This is a genomic window from Arthrobacter sp. HS15c (assembly GCF_040812005.1).
Taxonomy (GTDB): Bacteria; Actinomycetota; Actinomycetes; order Actinomycetales; family Micrococcaceae; genus Arthrobacter.
The window spans coordinates 318,974-339,557 of the sequence record NZ_JBFOHM010000006.1 but is presented as its reverse complement, the minus strand read 5'-3'; the positions used below and the strand labels follow the sequence as shown (position 1 = coordinate 339,557).

Below are 20,584 nucleotides of genomic sequence, written 5' to 3'. Positions count from 1 at the left end.
CGCCGGCGGACAGCGCCGGCGGGGGTTCCAAGGAAAGGACGCCAACGTGCGTAAGGTTTTTCAGGAAGAACTGGCCCAGGTCGGCGAGCAGCTGGTGGAGATCTCACAGCTGGTCAGCGAAGCGATCGGAAAGGCCACAACGTCCTTCCAGGTGGCAGACGTTGATTTGGCCCAGGACGTGATCGCAGCCGACGCCCGCATCGACTTCCTCCAGAACAGCCTCGACGAGCGTGCCATCGACATCCTGGCCCTGCAGGGCCCGGTGGCCAGCGACCTTCGCATGCTGGTGGGCTCGCTGCGCATGAGCGCGTCCCTGGAGCGGATGGGCGACCTCGCCCGCCACATTGCCCAGCTGGCGCGTCTGCGGTTCCCCTCCACCGTGATCCCGGCCTCGATGACCGATACCTTCAAGCAGCTGGCCGAGCTGGACCAGCTGATCGCAGCGAAACTGACGGTGTTGCTCGAAACGCGCAACCTCGAAGTGGCCCGCGACATCCTGAAGGCAAACAGCGAGATCAACGACCTGCACCTGAGCGTGTTCAAGGCGATCGCCAGCCCGGACTGGCAGGAATCCCCCGCCACCACCGTGGACGTGGCCCTCGCGAGCCGCTACTTTGAGCGTTTCGCGGACCACGGCGTTTCGGTGGCCCAGAAGGTCACCTACCTCGTAACCGGTGCCTGGCAGCCGAACGGCACCGAACACAGCTGAGCCGGAGGTTCTGCAGCAACAACGACGGCGGGCCGGTCACCTGGGGTGACCGGCCCGCCGTCGTAATGTGCTGGGTTAGCGCAGGCGCTACTTCTTGCCCTGGTTGGCGACGGCGAGGATGGCCTCGGCAGCAGCGTCCGGATCCAGGTACGTGCCGCCCGGCTTCACCGGCTGGAAGTCCTCGTCCAGGTCGTAGACCAGCGGGATGCCGGTGGGGATGTTCAGGCTGGCGATGGCGTCGTCGCTGATGCCGTCCAGGTGCTTGACCAGGGCGCGCAGCGAGTTGCCGTGCGCGGTGACCAGGACGGTCTTGCCGGCCTTGAGGTCGTCCTTGATGTCCGATTCCCAGTAAGGAAGCAGGCGGACCAGGACATCCTTGAGGCACTCGGTGCGCGGCAGGGCGTCGCCGAGGTCCGCGTACCGGGGGTCGTGGGCCTGGGAAAACTCGCTGCTGTCGTCCAGGGGCGGCGGCGGGGTGTCGTAGGACCGGCGCCATTCCATGAACTGCTCCTCGCCGTATTCGGCCAGGGTCTGCGCCTTGTCCTTGCCCTGGAGGGCGCCGTAGTGGCGTTCGTTCAGGCGCCAGTCCCGCTTGACCGGGATCCAGCCGCGGTCGGCCTTGTCCAGGGAAATGTTGGCCGTGTTGATGGCCCGCTTCAGGAGCGAGGTGTAGAGGACATCCGGGAGAAGATCGTTCTCAACCAGGAGCTCGCCGCCGCGTGCTGCTTCCTCGCGGCCCTGGTCGTTGAGGTCAACGTCCACCCAGCCGGTGAACAGGTTCTTGGCGTTCCATTCGCTGTGGCCGTGGCGCAGCAGAATCAGCTTGTAAGTCATGATTTTTATCCTAGCCGAGCGCCGCTGCCGCCCGCCCAGCGTTACAGCACGGGGTCACGTTTGCGGCGTCACGTTGGATAGGGTTGGGCGGTGGTTCAAAAAGCTGAACGGGTGGCCGCCCCGCAGATGTCCGGCAGGAACAGGGCCGCCAAACCGGTGGGGAACATTACCCGCGGCACCACCAACCCCAACCGCATGCGGCGCGTGGACCGCTGGTTGACCGGCCCGCAGGCCTGGCGCCTGCGCAGGGCGGCGGATCCCCTGGTTGTCGACCTGGGCTACGGCGCAACGCCCGCCACCGCCGTCGAACTTTTTGAACGCCTGCGCACTGTCCGGCCGGACGTCCGCGTGTGCGGGATCGAGATCGAACCCGAGCGGGTCCGCCTGGCAAAGTCACTGGAACAGCCGGGCCTGAGCTTCCAGGTGGGCGGCTTCGAACTGCCCGTGCCCGGGCGTCCGGTCCTGGTCCGCGCCTTCAATGTGCTGCGCCAATACGAGGAAGCGGATGTGGAGGGAATCTGGCGGCTGGTCCAGGGCCGGCTCTCCCCCGGCGGCCTGTTCATCGACGGGACCTGCGACGAGATCGGCCGGCGCGTGACGTGGATTGCCCTGGACGGCGAGCGGCCGCTGTCCTTGAGCATGTCCGTGCGGTTCGGAAGTTTTGCGCTGCCGTCGGAGGTTGCGGAGCGGCTGCCCAAGGCGTTGATCCACCGGAATGTGCCGGGCGAACGCGTCCACGGCCTGATGGCGGCCATGGACCGGGCGTGGCTGGAGTCGGCGCCGCTGGCGTCGTTCGGAAACCGGCAGCGCTGGCACGCCATGTGCCAGGCACTGCTCGACGGCGGCTGGCCGGTCCAGGACGGTCCCTCACGGTGGCGCCTGGGTGAGCTGACGGTGGGTTGGGAGGCTGTGGCGCCGTCGGTTTAGGTCACCAGGGTCCGTAGGGGCCTGTGTTGCGGCTTCCTCCGCGGCCGGCGTCCTTCACGGCGGGGCGCACATCGGCGAGGTAGACCGAAGCTGCCACCACGGCTGCCAGGCCGAAGAGTCCCAGGGTGCCGAACAGGCCGCCGCCGCTGCCGAACAGTGAGATGACGCCCACAAGGGTGGCACCGCCGGTGAGGGCCAGCCAGAAGGTCTTGGTCCGCTTGCCCGTGGCTTCAAAAGCGTTCGCCCGGTGGCGTGCGCAGTCAACCAGGGCCCAGAGTTCAAGCCCCAGGGCCACCACGGCAAGGACAAAGAATACTGCCCGCTCCACATAAAAAATCATCAGTTGACCGTCCACCATCCCAGCCTAGCCTTCCAGCGAGTCCAGCGCCTGCTTCAAATCGGCCCACAGGTCCTCGACATTTTCGATTCCCACGCTGAGGCGCACCAGGTTCTCCGGAACGCTGACCGGTTCGGCTGCGTGGCGGCGGCGCCGTTCAATCAGGGACTCCACGCCGCCCAGGGACGTGGCAGGCAGCCACAGCTGCAGCGCGCGGACCAGCTTGTCCGCGGCGTCGGGGCCGCTGAGGTCCCCCACCGGTGCGATCCGGATGCAGACAATCGACCCGAAGCCCTTCATCTGGGCCTTCGCCCGTTCATGCCCGGGATCACTGGCAAGCCCGGGGAAATGGATGCTTTCGATCCGCGGGTGCGTGCCCAGGTGGTTGGCAAGGACCGCTGCCGATTCCTGCGAGCGTTCGATGCGCAGGGCCAGGGTGCGCAGGCCGCGCAGGGCGAGCCAGGCTTCGAACGGCCCGGCAATTGCCCCATGGATGGTGCGGTGGTGCAGCAGCGCCGATCGGATGTCCGGGTTGGGTGTCACCAGGGCGCCCAGGACCACGTCGGAGTGCCCGGCGAGGTACTTGGTCACCGAGTGGAGGACAACGTCCGAGCCGAGGGCCAGCGGCTGCTGGACCAAAGGGGTGGAGAACGTGTTGTCGGTGACGACGATCGCCCCGGCCCGGTGGGCGGCCTCGGCGAGGACGGGAAGGTCGGCGATGCCCAGCATGGGGTTGGTGGGGCTTTCCAGCCACAGCATGCTGGCCGGCCTGGCGTCGGGACCCTTCGGGGCGATCTGCTCCAGTACTGCGTCCGTGTCTGCGATGTCCACGGTCCGGAGTTCGAGGAATCCCTTCTGGGCAAGCTCAGCGGCCATCACCAGGGATCCCGAGTAGCTGTGCGACGGCATCACCAGGACACCGCCGGCAGGCACGAGGGACAGTGCGGAACTGACGGCCGCGAGTCCGGACGCGTACAGCAGGCCCGGCAGGTGGGACCCTTCAAGCTGGCCGAGGGCTTCTTCAAACGGGTCCCAGGTGGGGTTGGCGTACCGGCCGTAGCCGCGGTCGCCGTCGGCGAGCGGTCCGGTACCGAAGTAGGTCGACGAGAGCACGATGGGCGGGTTCACCGGTTCGTCCCGCTGCCGTGCAGGCCGGCCTGCGGCGACAACCACCGTGTCGGCTGAAAGGGACGCGGCATGCTGTTCGGTGAGACTCATGGGGCTAGCGTACTTTGGAGCGCTGCCCCGTCAGAAAGCCGTTACGTGCGCTGGAGCAGCGACGGGGCGGCGTCCAGTCGGTGAATGTCGGCGTGGATCGGTAGGCTTGTTAAGTGACTATCCAAAGCCCCGGGCTTTTTATTGCGTTTGAAGGCGGCGACGGCGCGGGCAAGTCCACGCAGGCTGCCAGGCTGGCCGAGGCCCTGGAATCCCGCGGCCTGAAAGTGCTGCGGACCCGGGAGCCTGGCGGTACGCCCATCGGCGAGAAGCTCCGTTCCCTGGTGCTGGACCACGGCCACGGCCACATCGATGCCCACACCGAGGCACTCATCTTCGCGGCTTCACGCGCAGCCCACGCCGGCCAGGTCATCCGTCCCGCGCTGGACCGCGGTGACATTGTCCTCACCGACCGCTACATCGATTCCTCGGTGGCGTACCAGGGGGCCGGCCGTGACCTTGGCACCGAGGCGGTCCGCACACTCAACGAATGGGCCACCGACGGCCTCCAGCCTGACCTGACGGTGCTGCTGGATGTGGACCCGGCGGATGGCCGCCGCCGCCGCACCGCCGGTGACGCCGCGGAGGACAGGCTGGAATCCGAGGCCGATGAATTCCATGCCCTGATCCGGGAGGCGTTCCTCCAGCTCGCGGCAGCGCGCCCGGATGCCTACCTAGTACTGCCCGCGCATCTGGCCGTTGCCGAGCTGGCCGCACAGATCCTCGCACGGGTGGACGCCCTGCTTGCGACCTCCGGCCAAGGCGCGGCATGACGGTCTGGGACGACCTCCAGGGCCAGACCGCCGTCGTCGAACAGCTCCGGCAGGCGTCCCTCGGTGAGGGGCTGACGCATGCCTGGCTGTTCACCGGCCCGCCCGGCTCGGGGCGTTCCAACGCCGCCAAGGCGTTCGCAGCGGCGCTGAACTGCGACCAGGAGGATGTGACCCGCCGTGGCTGCGGAACGTGTCCCGCGTGCCTGACCATCCTCGGCGAGACGCACTCCGACGTGACCTTCGTCCGTACCGAAAAAGTGACCATCACCATTGACGAGGCACGGGAACTGGTGTCGACGGCGGGAAACAGGCCATCGTCCGGCCGGTGGCGGATCATCGTGGTGGAGGACGCTGACCGGATGGCAGAACGCACCACGAACGTGCTGCTGAAAGCCATCGAAGAGCCCACGCCGCGCACCATCTGGATGCTGTGCGCGCCGTCGCCGGCGGACGTGCTGGTGACCATCCGCTCACGCTGCCGCGCCGTGGCGCTCCGGCTGCCGCCTGCTGCGGACGTGGCGGCCCTGCTGGTGAAGCGCGACGGCGTGGACCCGGCCCTCGCCGAACGGGCCGCGCGGGCGGCGCAAAGCCATGTAGGGATCGCCCGCCGGCTGGCCCGGGACCCCGAGGCCCGGGAACGCCGGCTGGAGACCGTGAAGTTCCCGCTGGGCCTGCGCGGTGTCACGGCCGCCGTCATGATGGCGGAAAAGCTGGTGAAGATCGCCACGGCCGAGGCCAACAGTTCCAACGACGAGCGCGACGCCGCCGAGAAGGTGGCATTGCTCGCGACCCTGGGCGCGCCCGAATCAGGGACGCTGCCGCCGGCCATGCGAAGCCAGGTCAAACAGCTCGAAGACGACCAGAAGCGGCGGGCCAAACGCTCCATCACCGATTCCCTGGACCGGACGCTGACTGACCTGCTGTCCTTCTACCGTGACGTACTGATTATCCAGTTCGGGAATGCCGTGGAGCTGGTGAACGTTGAGCTTAGGGGTGAACTGGAGGAATTCGCCTCCCGGTCCACCCCGGAGACCACCCTCGCCCGCATGGATGCAATCAATAAAGCCCGACAACGCATCACCACCACCAACGTTGCCCCGCTGTTGACTATTGAGTCCATGGCAGCCAGCCTGATCTAGCCCCTTACAAGGAGACCTCTCGATGACTGCTCGCCCACTGCCCGTACGCCCCCGGACCTTGGTGATTGGACTGCGGGCCGCCGGCGCCCTGGTCCTGGCCACGGTGCTGGCCTCGTGCACCCTCCTTGGCAGCGGAAAGCAGGAGCAGGGCACCGCGACAGCCAAGGCAGATCCGTCGATCGTTGCCACGGCGCCGGAAGGACTAGATTCGTTCTACTCGCAGGAGGTCGTCTGGGAGCCGTGCGAGAACGGCTTCCAGTGCGCCAAGGTGACGGTGCCGCTGGACTATTCAAAGCCCGACGGCGGGACCATCCAGATTGCCGCCCTGAAGGCTGCGAGCACAGGCAAAAAAACCGCAACCCTCCTGGTCAATCCGGGCGGACCGGGCGCGTCGGGCTACGACTTCGTCAAGGATGCCGCGGGCACCCATTTTTCCAAGCCCGTGCGGGACACCTACGACCTCGTGGGCTTCGATCCCCGGGGAGTGAAGCGGTCCTCCCCTGTCACCTGTATGACGGACGCTGAACGGGACGCCGCCCGCGCCAAGGTCTATGCCCTCGACACCGACGCCGGGCTGGCCACCGCCCTGGCGGACAACAAGGCCATCGCCGCGCAGTGCGCCGAGCAGACAGGTCCCGCCCTGGGCCTCATCGACACCGTCAGTTCGGCCAAGGACCTGGACATCCTGCGCGCCGTGGTCAACGACGACAAGCTGAACTACCTCGGCTACTCCTACGGCACCTTCCTCGGGTCAACCTACGCTTCGCTGTTCCCTGACAACGTGGGCCGCATGGTCCTGGACGGCGCACTCGATCCGTCCATCAGCAACGAGGAGCTCACCAGCGGGCAGGCCCGCGCCTTCGAAAAGGCCATCCGGACCTACGTGGCCGACTGCCAGCAGGAAGACAGCTGTCCCCTGAGCGGCAGCGTGGACGACGGCGTCCAGCAGATCCGCGACCTCATCGCCGCGGTCCAGCAGACGCCGCGCACGGCCAAGGACGGGCGCCTCGTGAACGCCAACATGTTTGTCAGCGGACTCATCACGCCGCTGTACAACGACGCGAGCTGGCCGGCGCTGACCCAGGCCCTGGATGCTGCCATGACCGGTGACGTGAGCCTGATGCTCCGGCTCGCCGACCTCGGCGCGGACCGCACCTCGAACGGGACGTACTCGTCCAACTCAACGTTCGCGTTCAACGCCATCAACTGCCTGGACTACCCGATGGTTTCGGACACGGCCGGTATGCGTGCCGAGCAGCAGCGGCTGATGAAGGACTCCCCCACGCTGGGATACTTCTTCGCGTACGGCGGCACTAACTGCGTGGACTGGCCGTACCAGAGCGTGCGGACACCTGCCCCGGTTGAATACTCCGGCGAGTCCCCCATCGTTGTCATCGGAACCACGGGCGACCCCGCCACTCCGGTGGAATGGGCCGCGTCACTGCGGAAGCAGCTGGGGAACGCCTCCCTGCTGACCTGGCAGGGTGAGGGGCACACTGCCTACGGCCGGTCCAACAGCTGCATCGGGGACGCCGTGGACAGCTACCTCGTGGATGGCAAGGCTCCCGCCGACAACACAGTCTGCTGAGCCCGCCGCGGCGTCCATTTTGACCCGAGCGCAGGGACTCTATTACAGTTGACTCTTGCATGAACCAGCCGGTTCAACCGGTGAGATCATGCGGTGCTTCCTTAGCTCAGTCGGTAGAGCGTTTCACTCGTAATGAAAAGGTCATCAGTTCGATTCTGATAGGAAGCTCGGGAAAAACCCCGTATTGTCGTTGATTTCGGCGATGGTGCGGGGTTTTTTGCTGGTTAACCGGTGGGCCCTCCCGGATCAACATCTTATTGACAACAGAATGTTGATAGCCCACGCTGAGTGTATCAGCGGGCGAAGGACGCCCTGGAATCGAGCCGACATGAATGAGGGCGGGACGGGCGGCGTCATCAGCGACGCAACTTCAGCAACCCGACAGGCCGAGGCAACGCGGCTGCTGCTGGACAGGGGCGCATCAGAATTGCCGCAGCGGCCCTGGCTGCACGGGCGGCAACCGCCTTCCGCGGGAGATCTTATCCAGCATGTCCTGTGGCGAGCCAACGGCCGCGGCAGCACAGCGCCGGTGGATGCCTCGGACATGCACGCTGCCCTGACACTCATTTCCGCCGCGCGGGCAGAGATGGATGGACTGGAGACCGCGCTCCTTTTCCTGGCACGGGCGGAGGGGCTGACCTGGCCCCAGATTTCCCACAGCCTGGGTCTGCGCTCCGCGCAGGCCGCGCAGCAGAGACTTGACCGGCTCTCCGGCCGGCCCATTGCAGCGGTAGCGGACTGACATGGAATCCATGTCCACAGACCCGGCAGGAACTACGCGTGCGGATCGCTCCGACGAGGTTCTTATGGGAATGGGCGCCAGTCCGGGAACCGTCTCCGGGCCGGCCCGGACCGTCCACAGCATCGATGAGTTCCCCGCCGTCGAGCCAGGCGACGTCCTCATCTGCCGCACCACCGACCCTGCCTGGACTCCGCTGTTCGGGGTGGCCGCCGCGGTTGTCACGGAGACAGGCGGAATGCTTTCGCATGCCGCCATCGTTGCCCGCGAATTCGGCATCCCCGCGGTTCTGGGTGTCACCGATGCCCTCAGCCGGATCAGGACTGGGACAACGCTGGAGGTCAACGGAACCCAGGGCACGGTCCGCCAGAAGCTGACACGCCCCGGAGCACCTTCATGACAGACCCCGGGCAATCATCCATGCTGCTCACGCTCCACGCCGTACGGCTGCTCGGCTTCGCTGACACCGCGACGGTGGCCCAACGGTTCCGTCAGGATCCCGACAACGTCGAAGGGCTCCTGATAGACGCAGGCGCCCAGGGATGGACAGTAAGCTCCTCCTTCAGCGGCAGCAGGGGCTGGTCCCTGACCGTGGCCGGCAGGAGCGAAAACGAACGGCTCCTGACCGAACAACTGGACAGCGCCGGTGGCCAGGCAGCGGTCATGGGGGTACTGGCGGACTTTGGGGCGCTTAACGAACAGGTTGTGGCCGCGTGCAGCAGACTTCAACGCGAATGGCTCTCCGCCGGATGTCGGCCAGGCCCCGGAATTGATGAGCAAACACGTCAAAGCTTCACCCGGGCCCTGACATCCTTCATGGATCTGGAAGCCCGCCTTGCCGCCGTGCTGCCGCGGTTCAGCGGCTACACGGATCGCCTCCGGAAAGCCGTGGGCAACGCCGCAACAGACCCGGCCTGGCTTACCGCAACCGACCGCGATTCATTCCACCGCATCTGGTTCGAGCTGCACGAAGACCTCATCTCAACCCTTGGCATCCAAAGATAAGAAGCTTTAGGCATCGCCCGCTGTATCCACACAATTCCCGCAGCATCCCTCCATACCCGTAGACCGCAGGACGGTGCAGGCCCAGAATTGACCCAGCTGGACTGAGGGGCCTCAACATGACGCACGAAAAGCTACCGGATGCGGCCATCGGGCGCAGAAATTTCTTCATCGGAGTCGGCGCCGCAGCCGTTGCTGCCGGCGCAGCCGGCATAGTCGCAGGCACCTGGGAGCAAGCGGGCAAAGCCCAGCCGGGGTCGCCCACCAGGCTTGGCCTGCCCCTTATCCCGTGGGAGGGCGGGCCCGAGTACTGGCGCGCGTTCCCGAAGGCGGCGGCGGCAGGCTGGACCGATCCGTCCTTCTTTCCACTTGCCGTTTTCTTCGGACGGCCAGCCCACGCCGAGCAGCTGAAATCGCTGGGCATCAACACTTTCCAGGCGGTGGAGCATAACGACCCCTTGAGCGTGGCCACCTCAAAAGGAATCTTCTGCATTGTCCAGGATGAATTCACCGCTGACGAGATCGGCGACGATCCACGCGCGGTGGGCCTGTTCGCTTATGACGAATGCGACATGGGTTTGGGATGTGGAGGCGACGACACCGATACAAACCTTGCGAACATGCACCTTCAGGTCGCAGGACTCCGCCAACGGAACGACGGCCGGTTCATCAATGCCAACTACTCAAAGGGCGTGCTGGAGTCGTATTGGGCGCTGGGCACCATGGATGACTTCATGGCCGTAGTGGACGTCGCCAGCGTGGACAACTACGCGTACACCTCCCCGGACACCGGCTACGCGATCACCCAGTCACAGCATTGGCCCATCGGCACGCCCACCATGCGTTCGGCCACCTATGGCTGGCTGGTGGACCGAATGCGCGCCTTCCAGACGGAGCCCGGCAACAAGCCGAACTGGATGTTTGTGGAGACCGCAATGCCCTTCCTCAACGACGACGGCGCCCGCACCATCAGTCCGGAGGAAATCGAAGGCGCGTGCTGGTCGGCCATCATCCACGAGGCACGGGGCATCATGTTTTTCCAGCACAACAATGATGGGGTCAACGGCGGTTACTCCTTGGTCGAGTGCAGCGCGGAACGCAAGGAACTCATCCGGGCATCAAACGCCAAGATCTACTCGCTGGCTCCGGTCATCAACACCCAGTCATACGCATGGGACTTCGGGCCGGACACAGACACCATGCTGAAGGCATGGAACGGTTCGGCCTACATTTTCGCTGAAATCGCGCTGGCCACAGAGCCGGGCGACAGGACCTTCACTTTGCCCGCCTCCATTCCCGGCGGGTCGGTGGACGTCGTGGACGAAGGACGGACAATCGAGGTGAAGGACGGCGCCTTCTCGGACGCCTTTCCGCACGAATACACCCACCATGTCTACCGGATCGCCCTCTGACGCCACCCTATGATGGCGTCATGGATGACCAGGAGCTGGCGCGCATCGCCAATGCACTATACGCGTTGCCGCTCGACGGGTTCATAGCAGCCCGAACGGCGGCAGCGAAGGAGGCGGCAGGAGCTGCCGAGGGGCTGCCGGCCGCCGTCCGCGCCCTGCCCAAGCCCTCCGTGGCAGCCTGGGCCGTCAACATGCTGGCCGCGCACCAGCCGGACATCCTGGCACAGCTCACCGAGCTTGGCGGGAGGATGCGCGCCGCCCAGTCCTCCCTCGACGCCGCGGGCATGCGGGACCTGGGGCGGGAGCGCCGGACGCTGCTGGCCTCCGCGGTTGACGCCGCCTGCTCGGTCGCCGAGCAGCACGGGAGACGGATCAGCGGCGCCGTGGCAACCGCCGTCGAAGAGACACTGCGGGCCGTGACAGCCGACGAGGGGGCGGCCGCGGCGGTGCAAAGCGGGCGGCTGCTGCAGGTCCTGTCCGCCGATGGCGTGGACACCGTGGACCTCGACGGCGCCGTGGCCGTTCCGGGTGCCGTCGCCGCGCCACGGACCGCAGCCCCGGCACCGGCCGCGGTGCCGGACCAAGCCACCACGGCGACGACGGCTCCGGCCCGCAGCCCGGCGAAGCCGCGCCTGCAGGCGGTGCGGCAGGAACCACGGCCGGCATCGCCGTCGGCCCTGGAAAAAGCCCAAGCGGCGGAACAAGTGGCCTCCGAAGCCGCCGACGAGGCAGTGCGGCGGGCACAGCAACGGCTCGACGAGCTGACGGCGGCGGAGGCCGACTTTGCGCGCCTGACTCAAGAGGCACAGGAACTCCGGGCCACGCTCAAGTCAACCGAGGAGCAGCTGGAACGCACCCGGAAGCTGAAGGCAACCGCTGCCGCGGAGGCCAAACAGGCCGCCCGTGCCGCAGACAAAGCGCAGCGCTCAGCCATGCTGGCGCGGGAACGGGTCCTCCGGCTGGGCAACACGCGGAGCTGATACGCCGTTATTGTCAGACCCCGGTTGCACACTGGATTTATGGAAAACCAACTGGTTCAGGAATTTCACGTTACGTACTTCGATGCCGATTCCGGCAGGATCCGGTCCGAGAGCTTTGACACGCAGGCCGACGCCGAGCGCTTCGCTGACCGTTCCTGCTCCGGCGAGGAGTCGTGGGCCGTCATCGACGCCGTCGCCATCGAGCAGGTGCGCATCGCCGCTTAAAGCAGTCAGCCCCGCCCAGCCCGGATAAGCCGGGAAGGGCGGGGCTGACAGCACCCCGTCAGGGAGCGCCGGGCCTGTCAGTGGGCTTTAGGCGAAGTCGGAGACGGCGGGATCCGGGCCGATCCTGCCCTCGCCGCTGGAGGTCCGGTCCAGGCCGTTGATGGCTTCGACATCGCCGGCGTCGAGGGCGATGTCCAAAGCCGCAAAGTTCTCCCGGATGCGGGACTCAGTGACCGACTTCGGGATGACCACGTTGCCTACGGCCAGGTGCCAGGCAATGACAACCTGGGCAGGCGTCGCCTGGTGCTTGGCGGCAATGGCGGCCACAATTGCATCCTCCAGGAGCTCGCCGCCCTGTCCCAGCGGGGACCACGCCTGGGTGATGATGCCCTTGGATGCACCGAACTCGCGCAGTTCACGCTGGCTGAAATACGGGTGCAGTTCGATCTGGTGGATGGCCGGAACCACTCCGGTTTCGTCGATCAGGCGCTGCAGGCCCTCGACGGTAAAGTTCGAAACGCCGATGGACCGGACACGGCCGCGCTTCTGGAGCTCAATCAGGGCCTTCCAGGTGTCCACGTACTTGTCCTGCTTAGGCTGCATCCAGTGGATCAGGTACAGATCCAGGGTCTCGAGGCCAAGACGGTCCAGGGACTCCTCGAAGGCCGCGAGGGTGGCCTCGTAGCCCTGGTCGGAGTTCCACAGCTTGGTGGTGATGAAGATTTCCTCGGCGGAAAGGCCGGAGGACGCAATCGCGCGGCCGACGCCTGCCTCGTTGCCGTAGATCTTGGCGGTGTCGATGTGGCGGAAGCCTGCCTCGAATGCCTGGCGGACCACCTTCTCCGCGACGCCGTCCTCAACCTGCCACACACCATATCCAAGCTGGGGGATGGTGTGTCCGTCGTTAAAAGTGAGTGTGGGGGTAGAAGAAGTCATTCCGCCATCGTGCCAAAAGATCGCCTGTGGCCGAAACGAAACCGGCCCGCTAAGCCACACGCTTAACCGGGAATACTTCCGGGCTACCCGCTGGCGGCGTCCTCGGCGAGGCGGCGTTCGGCGTCGGCCACCTGCTCGAACACGGACTCGGCGCGCCTCCGAACGGAGGCCGCCCCCACCGGTACCGGCCCCACGGCAAGCCGCAGCATCGCGGCCGCCTCTGCGGTGGTGGCCAGCGAATTTCCGGCCTTGGACAGGGACCGGTGGACGCCGGCGAGGGGTCCCGGAATGTCCAGGCCGTCGCTGGGCGACCGGCGCTGGGCCTCCACGCAGATCTCCCGGACCCGGTCCAGGAGCCCCGCCAGTTCGTTGGCGATATCTACCAGCTCGGCGTACAGCTGGTCGTCCTCCACGCCCTCCAGCACCTGGTGGTACCGGTCCAGGCCACGGTGGAACCTGTCGTGGGCCCGGCGCCACAGGCCCTGGCCGAGTTCGGCGTCGTCTTTTCGCCCTTGGCGGGCGGCGGTAAAGAATCCCAAAAATAACCTACAGGTACTGGCCGGGACCGTGGTCCGGATCCTGCGGCTGTCCGGGCTTGCCCGGGGCGTGGCCTTGGCCTGCCGCGGAGGCGCGTTGCGGCTCGCCGTTCTCGCCAATAACAACACCGGGAGCAATCACTGTTCCTGGTGGAAGCTGCCTGAGCTGGAGCTGGGCTGCCGCATGTTCCCTGGCGGCGTGCTGGGCTGCGATCGCCGTCTGGATTCCGTGGAAGAGACCTTCCAGCCAACCCACCAGCTGGGCCTGGGCGATACGGAGCTCAGCATCCGAAGGCGTGGCGTTCTCAGGGAAAGGGAGGCTGATCCGTTCCAGTTCCGCCACGAGCTCGGGCGCAAGCCCGTCTTCCAGTTCCTTGATGGAGCGCTCGTGGATCTCTGCCAGGCGTCCCCGGGCGGCGTCGTCCAGTGGCGCAGCCTTAACTTCCTCCAGCAGTTGGCGGATCATGGTGCCGATCCGCATGACTTTCGCGGGTTCGTCCACGAGGTCCTGCAGGCTGCTTGGCTTGGGCTTCGCCCCGGCTGCCGCCTTGTCAGCACCGGGAACAGAAGGCCCCGCGGACTCGAGGGTTGTGCCCTCCACAGGGATGTCGTCTGATGGCTGAGTGTCTTTCGGATCGCTCATGCGTTCATACTCTCACGAGCCGGCGGCACCCAAGCCAGTCAATGAAGCTGCTTGACCAGAATCGCGCCTTCGTCCGGCGTGAAGCCGGATTTCAGGTAGAAACCCACCGCATAGGTGTTCGCAGGAACCCACACCTCCAGCACGTCGTTGCCGGCCATCCAGAGCTCCATGGTTGAGACGAGGGCAGTGCCGACTCCCTGGCGCCTCCACCCGGTGTGGACACCCATCTCCATCAGCAGCAGCTCGGCCCAGGGTCCGGCGGTGCGCCTGCGCTGCACGATGCAATGGAGGAAGCCCACTGTCAGCGGGCCGGACTCGGCGACCCAGAACAGCACGGACGGATCGGCCAGGAAGGCGCGGGCGCCGTCGGGCGTTAATGCCCCCGACGGCGCCCCGGAAGGGTCCTCGTCAAACAGGTTGTCAGCCTCGGACAGCCCGTTGAAAAGCTCCGCGTCCTCCGGACCGAGCCTGCGGATCGCGACCCCGGCGGGCAAGCCCGTCAATTCAGCAGCACCGGCCCTGCGGGTTTGAGTCCTGGCGGTCCGTGCGGTCCCGCCAGAACTCCCGTTCGGTCATTGGAGGCTCCTGGTGCCCTGCCTCCCGGTGATACTCCACGTACTTGGAGTACGAGTCCGCGCCGAGGACACCGCCCAGGTACCGGGCGATCCCCCGGAACCCGGTGGAAATGGCGGCCAATCCCGCGCTCATCAGTGGTGCCGTGCCCTTTCGAACCGCAGGTCGGCGGGCAGTTTGTTCCATTCCGCCATCAGCTCCCGTTCCGCGGGCGTGGGGATGAGCCCGGCTGGTGCGAAGACCCTGGAAGGCCGTGCCTCATCCTCGTGGTCTGTGTTCGCGATTCCCGCCTGCTGGCTGCGGAAGGCCTTGTAGGTGGCCAGGATCGCGGTGGCAATAACGATGATGCTCAGCACCACGAAGATAATGGACAGCCAGCCCTGGATTGCCGTGTTCCGGACCACGGCTTCCATTGCGACCACAGACTTGGCGGAGCCGAATTCGGTTTTGCCATCGGCAAGCGCCTTGGAGAAGGCTGCGTTGTTGGCGAAGTAGCCCACGGCGGGGACCGGGGAGAAGATCTTCTGGAAGCTGGCCGTGATGGTGACCACCGCGGCAAAGGCCAACGGCAGGGCAACAATCCACAGGTACTTGAAGGTTCCGCGTTTGGCGACGATGGCCAGGCAGACCGACAAGGCAATGGCAGCCAACAACTGGTTGGCAATGCCGAAGAGCGGGAACAGTGTGTTGATCCCGCCGAGCGGATCGGTCACACCCATCAGGAGCACGGCACCCCAGGCGCCCACCATGATGGCGGTGCAGAGCCAGGCACCGGGCCGCCAGGAGTGCTCCTTGAACTTCGGGGCGAAGTTGCCGATGGAATCCTGCAGCATAAAGCGCGCCACGCGCGTCCCGGCGTCGACGGCCGTAAGGATGAACAGCGCCTCGAACATGATGGCGAAGTGGTACCAGAAGGCCATCATCGCCGTGCCGCCGACGAACTGCTGCATGATGTGGGCCAGACCGACGGCCAGCGTGGGGGCGCCGCCGGTGCGGGAGACGATGCTTTCCTCGCCGACGTTCCTGGCCGTCTCGGACAGCAGGTCCGGGCTGATGTTCACGCCGGCCAGGCCCAGGCTGTTGACCCAGGTGGCGGCCGTTTCCACGGTTCCGCCGGTCAGGGCGGCGGGGGCATTCATGGCGAAGTAGAGTCCCCGGTCAATGGAGATCGCAGCGACGAGGGCCATGATGGCCACAAAGGACTCCATCAGCATGCCGCCGTAGCCGATGAAGCGGGCCTGCCGCTCTTTCTCGATGAGCTTGGGCGTTGTGCCGGAGGAGATCAGGGCGTGGAACCCGGATAGCGCGCCGCAGGCGATAGTGACGAAGAGGAACGGGAACAAGGCACCCGGGAAGACCGGCCCGTTCTCCCTGCTGGCGAACTCGCTGAAGGCCGGGACAGTGATTTCCGGCCGGACCACGATGATGGCCAGGGCGAGCATCACGATCACGCCGATTTTCATGAAGGTTGAGAGGTAGTCACGGGGCGCCAGCAGGAGCCAGACCGGGAGGATGGCCGCGATGAAGCCATACACAATGAGGCCCCAGGCGATGGTCACCTTGTCCAGGGTAAAGAACGCAGCACCCCATTCCGTATCGGCAACGAGGCCGCCGCCGATGATGGCCGCCATGAGCAGCACAAAACCGATGAGCGAAACTTCCATGACCTTGCCGGGCCTGAGGAACCGCAGGTACACACCCATAAACAGGGCGATGGGGATCGTCATGCCCACGGAGAAGACACCCCAGGGGCTCTCGCTCAAGGCGTTCACGACGACGAGCGCCAGGATGGCGACGATGATCACCATGATGAGCAGAGTGGCAACCAGCGCAGCGGTGCCGCCGATAACGCCCAGTTCCTCGCGGGCCATCTGGCCCAGGGAACGCCCGCCGCGGCGCATGGAGAAGAACATCACCAGGTAGTCCTGGACGGCTCCGGCAAGGACGACGCCCACAACAATCCAGATGGTGCCCGGGAGGTATCCCATCTGGGCGGCGATAACGGGGCCCACCAGCGGACCAGCCCCGGCAATTGCAGCGAAGTGATGACCGAACAGGACGTTGCGGTCGGTGCGGACATAGTCCCTGCCATCGGCCTTGTACTCGGCGGGTGTGGCGCGCCGGTCATCGGGCTTGGTGATGTACCGCTCGATCACCTTGGAGTAGAAGCGGTAACCGATCAGGTACGTACAGACCGAGGCAAAGACAAACCAGATCGCGTTGACCGTCTCGCCCCGGATAATGGCCACCATGAACCAGGCAACGCCGCCGAGCAGGGCGATGGCTGCCCAGAGCGCAATCTTGGCGGGGGTCCATTTTTTGTCTTCGGTTTCCCGGACGGCGTCGTCCACGGCAGTTGACGGCAGCTTCGGGTCGGTGGCCAGTTGGCCACCCCCGGGCCGCGGGCCACTCAGTTCGTCTGGCGTTCCGGCCATGTCTCCTCCTTGAGATTTACTGCGTCAGTGATTTGCTCCAAGGCACCCTACCAATGCCGCCCCGCCGGGAGGTCCGCTTTGTGGTCGGCCTGCGTGTCCTTGCGATGAACGGCGCGTGCCGGGCGCCGAGCGACGGTGCTGCGGGGCGCTGGCGGGAAGATTCGCCCTGCCGAGCGCACGGAAGGCCTCCGTCCGGGGTTTCCCGGGCGGAGGCCTTCTGGATGTCTGGTCCCGGAGAGGAGCCGCAACTACGCGTGGTTTACGCGTGCGAGTACGTGAGGCAATCCGCGTTGTCCGCACCCGGTCCCACATGGACTTCAGAGGCATTGCACATCAAATGGTCGTTGTGGACACACTCGGAGCGCTGGCACGCTCCAACATCTGCCAGGACCTTGGGAAGCCCACCGTGCATGCCGGTATCAATGAACGTGGCGCAGCTGGCGTGGTCAGTACTCCCCGCGACCGTGATGGCATGGGCTGTGCAGCCTTCGTGGTCGTTGAAGGAGCAACGGGTAACACTGCAATCGGCAACATGTGTTGTCATAAGAGGTTCCTCCGTATCCGGCTGCCCGGGCTGGACAGCGTCCTGCCTCCCACCGTAGGCCCGATCGGTCCAATCAAAAAGACCCAACTGTGTGACGTAATTACCCTAAGTTTCAGGCCTCTGCGCGGAGCCCGGATCAGGTCCCGACCTCCCGGCGGGACATCGGCAACCTCGCCCGCGTGAACAGCCAGGCCAGGGCGGCACCGGTCAGCGGCACGGCGACCAGCAGTGCCGCCAGCTGGAGCCAGGGCACGACGGCGGTCCGCGCCAGCCCGGTGGCGGTCACCACCAGCACTCCGGGCACGGTGCCGGCCACACTTCCCAGCACAGTTCCGAGACCCGCCGTCATTAGGGCCTGCGAACCTGCGAGCGCTTTGCGTAGCCGCGGGGCCGCGCCCACGCCGGCAAGAGTCACATGGTCTTTGCGGGCGTCCGCCATCGATAGCCCCGTGGTGATGCCCGCCGCGCTCAGGGTGATCAGCGCACCCAGTCCCACAATGGACCAGAGAATGAGCGAGGAATCCCGTTCCGCCCCGCGTTCCACAAGCAGCGACGTGTACTGGTTCCCGTAAACGACGGCGAGGGCGGAGGCCGCCTTGTCCGTCTGGGCCGCATCGGGGAAGGCACTGAGCTGGACCAGCAGGGCCCCGTCTTCCAGGAGCATTCCTGCCGCGGCCGCAGCTTCAGGGGAAACGACTCCGTAGTAGGGCACGTTGACGTCCGGCTCCAGCACCGCCGCGGCCACGGCCGTCCTGCCTTCTTCCTGGTATCCCTGGAAGGCATCGGCATTGGCAGTCCCGGGCGAGGGTTTCCGTACGTCCTGCGCCACCAGGGCGACGTGCCCGTCGCGGACGAACACGGGGTTGGTCACCACCATCCCGCCGGCGGCCAGCACGTCGCGCGCTTCCGCCGTCGGCGCCTTTCCAAGGATTTTTTCCACGTCGTCCGCTGTTCCGACGACGATCGAGCCGACGCTGCCCTGGGATGCGTACGGGCGCATCGGGCCCTGACAGCGCCAGTCGTCGGGGTCGAGGACACGCTGTCCGGCGGTCTTCGGGCACTCGTTGCCTTCGGGAACGGCCAGGGAGTATTGCAGGCAGCTCGATGTTGGCGTCCGGGCCGGTGCGGCGTCAATGAGGTCCGGGCGCATCTCGCAGTTCCGGATACCGGGCGTGCGCAGCACACGGGTCCATACAACCGTGTCCAGGGCACTGTCCAGTGCTGATGCCACTGCGGCAGGGTCCATCTGTTTCGGTTCCGGCACGGTTCCGTCGGCCAGCATGGCCTGTCCGGCTAACAGCGGCACGGCCGCCTGGTTCCGCAGGGCCGACCAGTAGTGGTTCTCCTGTTCGTTCGCCTGTTGGCTGGAAGCCAGCACCATGCCGGCACTGGCGAGAGTGGCGGCCGCGAGGACGGCAGCAACCGCAGGCACCGTCCGGCTGCGGTTGCGTGAAGAATCCCTGGCGGCCATGCGGGCCGCGAGCGGGAGCCGCCCGGCCCGCCGGGCGAGGAACGCCACCACGCTCCCGGTCAGCAGGACCAGGGACACCACACCCAGGACCGCGCCTCCCAGCAGGAACCAGGCGATGACCGGCGTTCGCGAGATGAAGACATCCGGGTCTTCGCTGGAGAGCGCAAGCCAGCTCCCCGTTGCCATTGCGGCGGCGGCCACGCCGAGCAGGACGGCGCCGAGGACCGCAGGCCGCCTGCCTGCGGCGAGAGGTGCCCGTCCCGATTTGAGCGCGCCGAGGACGGCTTGGTGTGCCACCTGCCGCGCGGGTGCCAGTGCGGCCAGCAGGCAGGCGGCGAAGCCCATGGCCATGGCCACAACGGTCAGGATCGTGTCCGGATGGAAGCCCGGGAAACGGACCGATCCATTCATGCGCGCCACAAAAACGACGGCGGCGGCAGCCGCCAGCCCGGTGGCCGCACCGGCAGCAACGGCGATGCCGCCCAACCAGAGTGCCGCGGCCATCACCACCGAGCGGATAGTGGTGGTTTCGGCTCCCGACGCCGCCAGCAGTGCCAGTTCGCGGACCTGGCCTTTGGCGCCCACGGCAAACGCGGCGCCGGCGAGCAGCCCCACTTCAAGAAGCGCCAGCGCGCCGAGGAACGCCCCCGTCACGTATGCGGAGAAGGGCGTTGAGCTGTTGTACCCCATCGGTGTGCCGTCCGTACCGCGCTGGTCCTCAGGCGGCGGGTTCAAGGCCACCGACCTGGACAGCACGGCTACCCCGGCGGCATTGGCCTCCCGGACCTGGCTCCAGGTCACGGGTTCCGGGCCCACCAGGTAATACATCGCGCCCTTGACCACCGCCGGCTGGGGTACCTCGGAAGGTGCGGATTCCGCCGGCGCCTGGTCACCCAGGCCCCCTTGCCCGGGTTTGAGGTACACGATCGAGTTGCTGTCTGAATAGCCGGCATCACGAAGAGTCCCCACCACCGCAAACGTCCCGGCCGACGTCGACAGTTCCTCCCCCAGTCCCAGCCCGAACCGTTCCAGCAGCCCCGGCGATACCAGCATCTCCGCGCCGGTCGCAGGCGCCCGGCCCTGGAGCAGTGTGTACTTGCCTGCGAAGGCCGGAGCCAGGGCGTCCACCGCCCGCCCGACGAGCGACACCTCGGCGGCGCCCGACTCAGCGGTCAGGTCCAGGGTGGTTTCGGTCAGCACGGCATAGCCATCGGGCAGTACGTCCTGCGGATCCTTCGGCACGAAATCAGGGTTGCGGTCCCAGTTGCTGGAAGAGATCCGGGTTTCGTTGACGGGGTCCTGGACCATATGGCCGTTGGCCATGGCCATCGGCCGGAAGCGGGCCTGCGCGCCGCCGAGCTGGTACTGCACGCGCTCAGCAACGGTCTCCTGGCTGCTCTGGAACAGTGTCAGGGCACCGGTCATGGCCGCCACCGGCAACATGATCAGCAGGATGATGAGCAGGGAACGCCCTTTATGGCGGCGGATATCGCGCCGCGCCATCCGGACGGCAACACGGAAAGCCTGCCGGCGCGCCCCGGGCGCCGGCTTCAGGTCCAGCGCCAC

22 protein-coding genes and 1 tRNA gene are annotated in these 20,584 nt (G+C 66.4%); 12 read left to right on the top strand and 11 right to left on the bottom strand.

From position 1 onward, the window contains the following. Nucleotides 1–46 precede the first annotated feature (46 nt). On the top strand, nucleotides 47–709 hold the full coding sequence (gene phoU / locus ABV518_RS12490; RefSeq protein WP_131133602.1) for a phosphate signaling complex protein PhoU: 663 nt from the start codon (nucleotides 47–49) through the stop codon (nucleotides 707–709). Nucleotides 710–796: 87 nt separating this feature from the next. Here the strand turns inward: phoU and ABV518_RS12485 are convergent, their stop codons facing one another. Next, nucleotides 797–1,543: a phosphoglyceromutase gene (locus tag ABV518_RS12485; RefSeq protein WP_367767396.1), complete on the bottom strand. Its 747-nt coding sequence runs from the start codon at nucleotides 1,541–1,543 to the stop codon at nucleotides 797–799. A 90-nt stretch (nucleotides 1,544–1,633) separates the two neighbouring features. Between ABV518_RS12485 and ABV518_RS12480 the strand changes: the two genes are divergently transcribed. After that, nucleotides 1,634–2,470: a class I SAM-dependent methyltransferase gene (locus tag ABV518_RS12480; RefSeq protein ID WP_367767395.1), complete on the top strand. Its 837-nt coding sequence runs from the start codon at nucleotides 1,634–1,636 to the stop codon at nucleotides 2,468–2,470. A 1-nt stretch (nucleotide 2,471) separates the two neighbouring features. Here the strand turns inward: ABV518_RS12480 and ABV518_RS12475 are convergent, their stop codons facing one another. Both ABV518_RS12475 and ABV518_RS12470 read right to left on the bottom strand, forming a co-directional pair. After that, complete coding sequence (locus ABV518_RS12475; RefSeq protein ID WP_131133645.1) at nucleotides 2,472–2,825, bottom strand: DUF2516 family protein; 354 nt, start codon at nucleotides 2,823–2,825, stop codon at nucleotides 2,472–2,474. Between the two features lie 9 nt (nucleotides 2,826–2,834). After that, the gene (locus ABV518_RS12470; protein WP_367767394.1) at nucleotides 2,835–4,025 is read right to left on the bottom strand and encodes a PLP-dependent aspartate aminotransferase family protein; all 1,191 of its coding nucleotides are present in this window, start codon (nucleotides 4,023–4,025) and stop codon (nucleotides 2,835–2,837) included. Nucleotides 4,026–4,138: 113 nt separating this feature from the next. Here ABV518_RS12470 and tmk point away from each other — a divergent pair, with 113 nt between their 5' ends. The 10 genes from tmk to ABV518_RS12420 all read left to right on the top strand — a co-directional run bounded on the left by tmk (nucleotide 4,139) and on the right by ABV518_RS12420 (nucleotide 11,880). Further along, nucleotides 4,139–4,795: a dTMP kinase gene (gene tmk, locus ABV518_RS12465; RefSeq protein ID WP_367767393.1), complete on the top strand. Its 657-nt coding sequence runs from the start codon at nucleotides 4,139–4,141 to the stop codon at nucleotides 4,793–4,795. Beyond that, nucleotides 4,792–5,934 carry a DNA polymerase III subunit delta' gene (locus ABV518_RS12460; RefSeq protein ID WP_367767392.1) on the top strand — a complete coding sequence of 381 codons (1,143 nt, stop codon included), beginning with the start codon at nucleotides 4,792–4,794 and terminating at the stop codon, nucleotides 5,932–5,934. The genes tmk and ABV518_RS12460 overlap by 4 nt, the downstream gene beginning before the upstream one ends. A 22-nt stretch (nucleotides 5,935–5,956) precedes the next feature. After that, nucleotides 5,957–7,522, top strand: coding sequence for an alpha/beta hydrolase (locus ABV518_RS12455; RefSeq protein ID WP_367767391.1), 1,566 nt, complete (start codon nucleotides 5,957–5,959; stop codon nucleotides 7,520–7,522). Between the two features lie 95 nt (nucleotides 7,523–7,617). Beyond that, nucleotides 7,618–7,690 (top strand) — tRNA-Thr (locus ABV518_RS12450). 160 nt (nucleotides 7,691–7,850) lie between these two features. After that, entirely contained in the window at nucleotides 7,851–8,264 is a 414-nt protein-coding gene (locus ABV518_RS12445; protein ID WP_367767390.1) for a hypothetical protein, read from the top strand. Between the two features lie 10 nt (nucleotides 8,265–8,274). Then, nucleotides 8,275–8,661 (top strand): PEP-utilizing enzyme, encoded by a 387-nt coding sequence (locus ABV518_RS12440; protein WP_367767389.1) that lies wholly within the window; start codon nucleotides 8,275–8,277, stop codon nucleotides 8,659–8,661. Next, nucleotides 8,658–9,266 carry a hypothetical protein gene (locus ABV518_RS12435; protein ID WP_367767388.1) on the top strand — a complete coding sequence of 203 codons (609 nt, stop codon included), beginning with the start codon at nucleotides 8,658–8,660 and terminating at the stop codon, nucleotides 9,264–9,266. The genes ABV518_RS12440 and ABV518_RS12435 overlap by 4 nt, the downstream gene beginning before the upstream one ends. A 116-nt stretch (nucleotides 9,267–9,382) precedes the next feature. Then, on the top strand, nucleotides 9,383–10,675 hold the full coding sequence (locus ABV518_RS12430; protein WP_367767387.1) for a hypothetical protein: 1,293 nt from the start codon (nucleotides 9,383–9,385) through the stop codon (nucleotides 10,673–10,675). 20 nt (nucleotides 10,676–10,695) lie between these two features. Beyond that, on the top strand, nucleotides 10,696–11,655 hold the full coding sequence (locus ABV518_RS12425) for a hypothetical protein (protein WP_367767386.1): 960 nt from the start codon (nucleotides 10,696–10,698) through the stop codon (nucleotides 11,653–11,655). A gap of 39 nt (nucleotides 11,656–11,694) precedes the next feature. Continuing rightward, on the top strand, nucleotides 11,695–11,880 hold the full coding sequence (locus tag ABV518_RS12420) for a hypothetical protein (protein ID WP_367767385.1): 186 nt from the start codon (nucleotides 11,695–11,697) through the stop codon (nucleotides 11,878–11,880). Nucleotides 11,881–11,967: 87 nt separating this feature from the next. Here ABV518_RS12420 and ABV518_RS12415 read toward each other — a convergent pair whose 3' ends face one another. The 8 genes from ABV518_RS12415 to ABV518_RS12380 all read right to left on the bottom strand — a co-directional run bounded on the left by ABV518_RS12415 (nucleotide 11,968) and on the right by ABV518_RS12380 (nucleotide 20,584). Then, nucleotides 11,968–12,816 (bottom strand): aldo/keto reductase, encoded by an 849-nt coding sequence (locus ABV518_RS12415; RefSeq protein ID WP_367767383.1) that lies wholly within the window; start codon nucleotides 12,814–12,816, stop codon nucleotides 11,968–11,970. An 83-nt stretch (nucleotides 12,817–12,899) separates the two neighbouring features. After that, nucleotides 12,900–13,355 (bottom strand): hypothetical protein, encoded by a 456-nt coding sequence (locus ABV518_RS12410; RefSeq protein WP_367767382.1) that lies wholly within the window; start codon nucleotides 13,353–13,355, stop codon nucleotides 12,900–12,902. Between the two features lie 7 nt (nucleotides 13,356–13,362). Then, entirely contained in the window at nucleotides 13,363–13,995 is a 633-nt protein-coding gene (locus tag ABV518_RS12405; protein WP_367767381.1) for a bacterial proteasome activator family protein, read from the bottom strand. A gap of 38 nt (nucleotides 13,996–14,033) precedes the next feature. Then, nucleotides 14,034–14,498 carry a GNAT family N-acetyltransferase gene (locus tag ABV518_RS12400; protein WP_367767380.1) on the bottom strand — a complete coding sequence of 155 codons (465 nt, stop codon included), beginning with the start codon at nucleotides 14,496–14,498 and terminating at the stop codon, nucleotides 14,034–14,036. A gap of 1 nt (nucleotide 14,499) precedes the next feature. Further along, nucleotides 14,500–14,703, bottom strand: coding sequence for a YbdD/YjiX family protein (locus ABV518_RS12395; RefSeq protein WP_367767379.1), 204 nt, complete (start codon nucleotides 14,701–14,703; stop codon nucleotides 14,500–14,502). Continuing rightward, nucleotides 14,703–17,003: a carbon starvation CstA family protein gene (locus tag ABV518_RS12390; protein WP_367767378.1), complete on the bottom strand. Its 2,301-nt coding sequence runs from the start codon at nucleotides 17,001–17,003 to the stop codon at nucleotides 14,703–14,705. The genes ABV518_RS12395 and ABV518_RS12390 overlap by 1 nt, the downstream gene beginning before the upstream one ends. Nucleotides 17,004–17,262: 259 nt before the next feature. Beyond that, nucleotides 17,263–17,547, bottom strand: a complete 285-nt coding sequence (locus ABV518_RS12385) for a DUF1540 domain-containing protein (protein ID WP_367767377.1) — start codon at nucleotides 17,545–17,547, stop codon at nucleotides 17,263–17,265. A 136-nt stretch (nucleotides 17,548–17,683) separates the two neighbouring features. Further along, a complete protein-coding gene (locus ABV518_RS12380; protein ID WP_367767376.1) occupies nucleotides 17,684–20,584 on the bottom strand; it encodes an FtsX-like permease family protein in 2,901 nt (966 codons plus the stop codon).

Coding starts and splice junctions, on each gene's coding strand:
- ABV518_RS12485 (WP_367767396.1), bottom strand. CDS start 1,543: ATGACTTACAAGCTGATTCTGCTGCGCCACGGCCACAGCGAATGGAAC.
- ABV518_RS12470 (WP_367767394.1), bottom strand. CDS start 4,025: ATGAGTCTCACCGAACAGCATGCCGCGTCCCTTTCAGCCGACACGGTG.
- ABV518_RS12460 (WP_367767392.1), top strand. CDS start 4,792: ATGACGGTCTGGGACGACCTCCAGGGCCAGACCGCCGTCGTCGAACAG.
- ABV518_RS12455 (WP_367767391.1), top strand. CDS start 5,957: ATGACTGCTCGCCCACTGCCCGTACGCCCCCGGACCTTGGTGATTGGA.
- ABV518_RS12445 (WP_367767390.1), top strand. CDS start 7,851: ATGAATGAGGGCGGGACGGGCGGCGTCATCAGCGACGCAACTTCAGCA.
- ABV518_RS12440 (WP_367767389.1), top strand. CDS start 8,275: ATGTCCACAGACCCGGCAGGAACTACGCGTGCGGATCGCTCCGACGAG.
- ABV518_RS12435 (WP_367767388.1), top strand. CDS start 8,658: ATGACAGACCCCGGGCAATCATCCATGCTGCTCACGCTCCACGCCGTA.
- ABV518_RS12430 (WP_367767387.1), top strand. CDS start 9,383: ATGACGCACGAAAAGCTACCGGATGCGGCCATCGGGCGCAGAAATTTC.
- ABV518_RS12425 (WP_367767386.1), top strand. CDS start 10,696: ATGGATGACCAGGAGCTGGCGCGCATCGCCAATGCACTATACGCGTTG.
- ABV518_RS12420 (WP_367767385.1), top strand. CDS start 11,695: ATGGAAAACCAACTGGTTCAGGAATTTCACGTTACGTACTTCGATGCC.
- ABV518_RS12415 (WP_367767383.1), bottom strand. CDS start 12,816: ATGACTTCTTCTACCCCCACACTCACTTTTAACGACGGACACACCATC.
- ABV518_RS12405 (WP_367767381.1), bottom strand. CDS start 13,995: ATGAGCGATCCGAAAGACACTCAGCCATCAGACGACATCCCTGTGGAG.
- ABV518_RS12395 (WP_367767379.1), bottom strand. CDS start 14,703: ATGAGCGCGGGATTGGCCGCCATTTCCACCGGGTTCCGGGGGATCGCC.
- ABV518_RS12390 (WP_367767378.1), bottom strand. CDS start 17,003: ATGGCCGGAACGCCAGACGAACTGAGTGGCCCGCGGCCCGGGGGTGGC.
- ABV518_RS12385 (WP_367767377.1), bottom strand. CDS start 17,547: ATGACAACACATGTTGCCGATTGCAGTGTTACCCGTTGCTCCTTCAAC.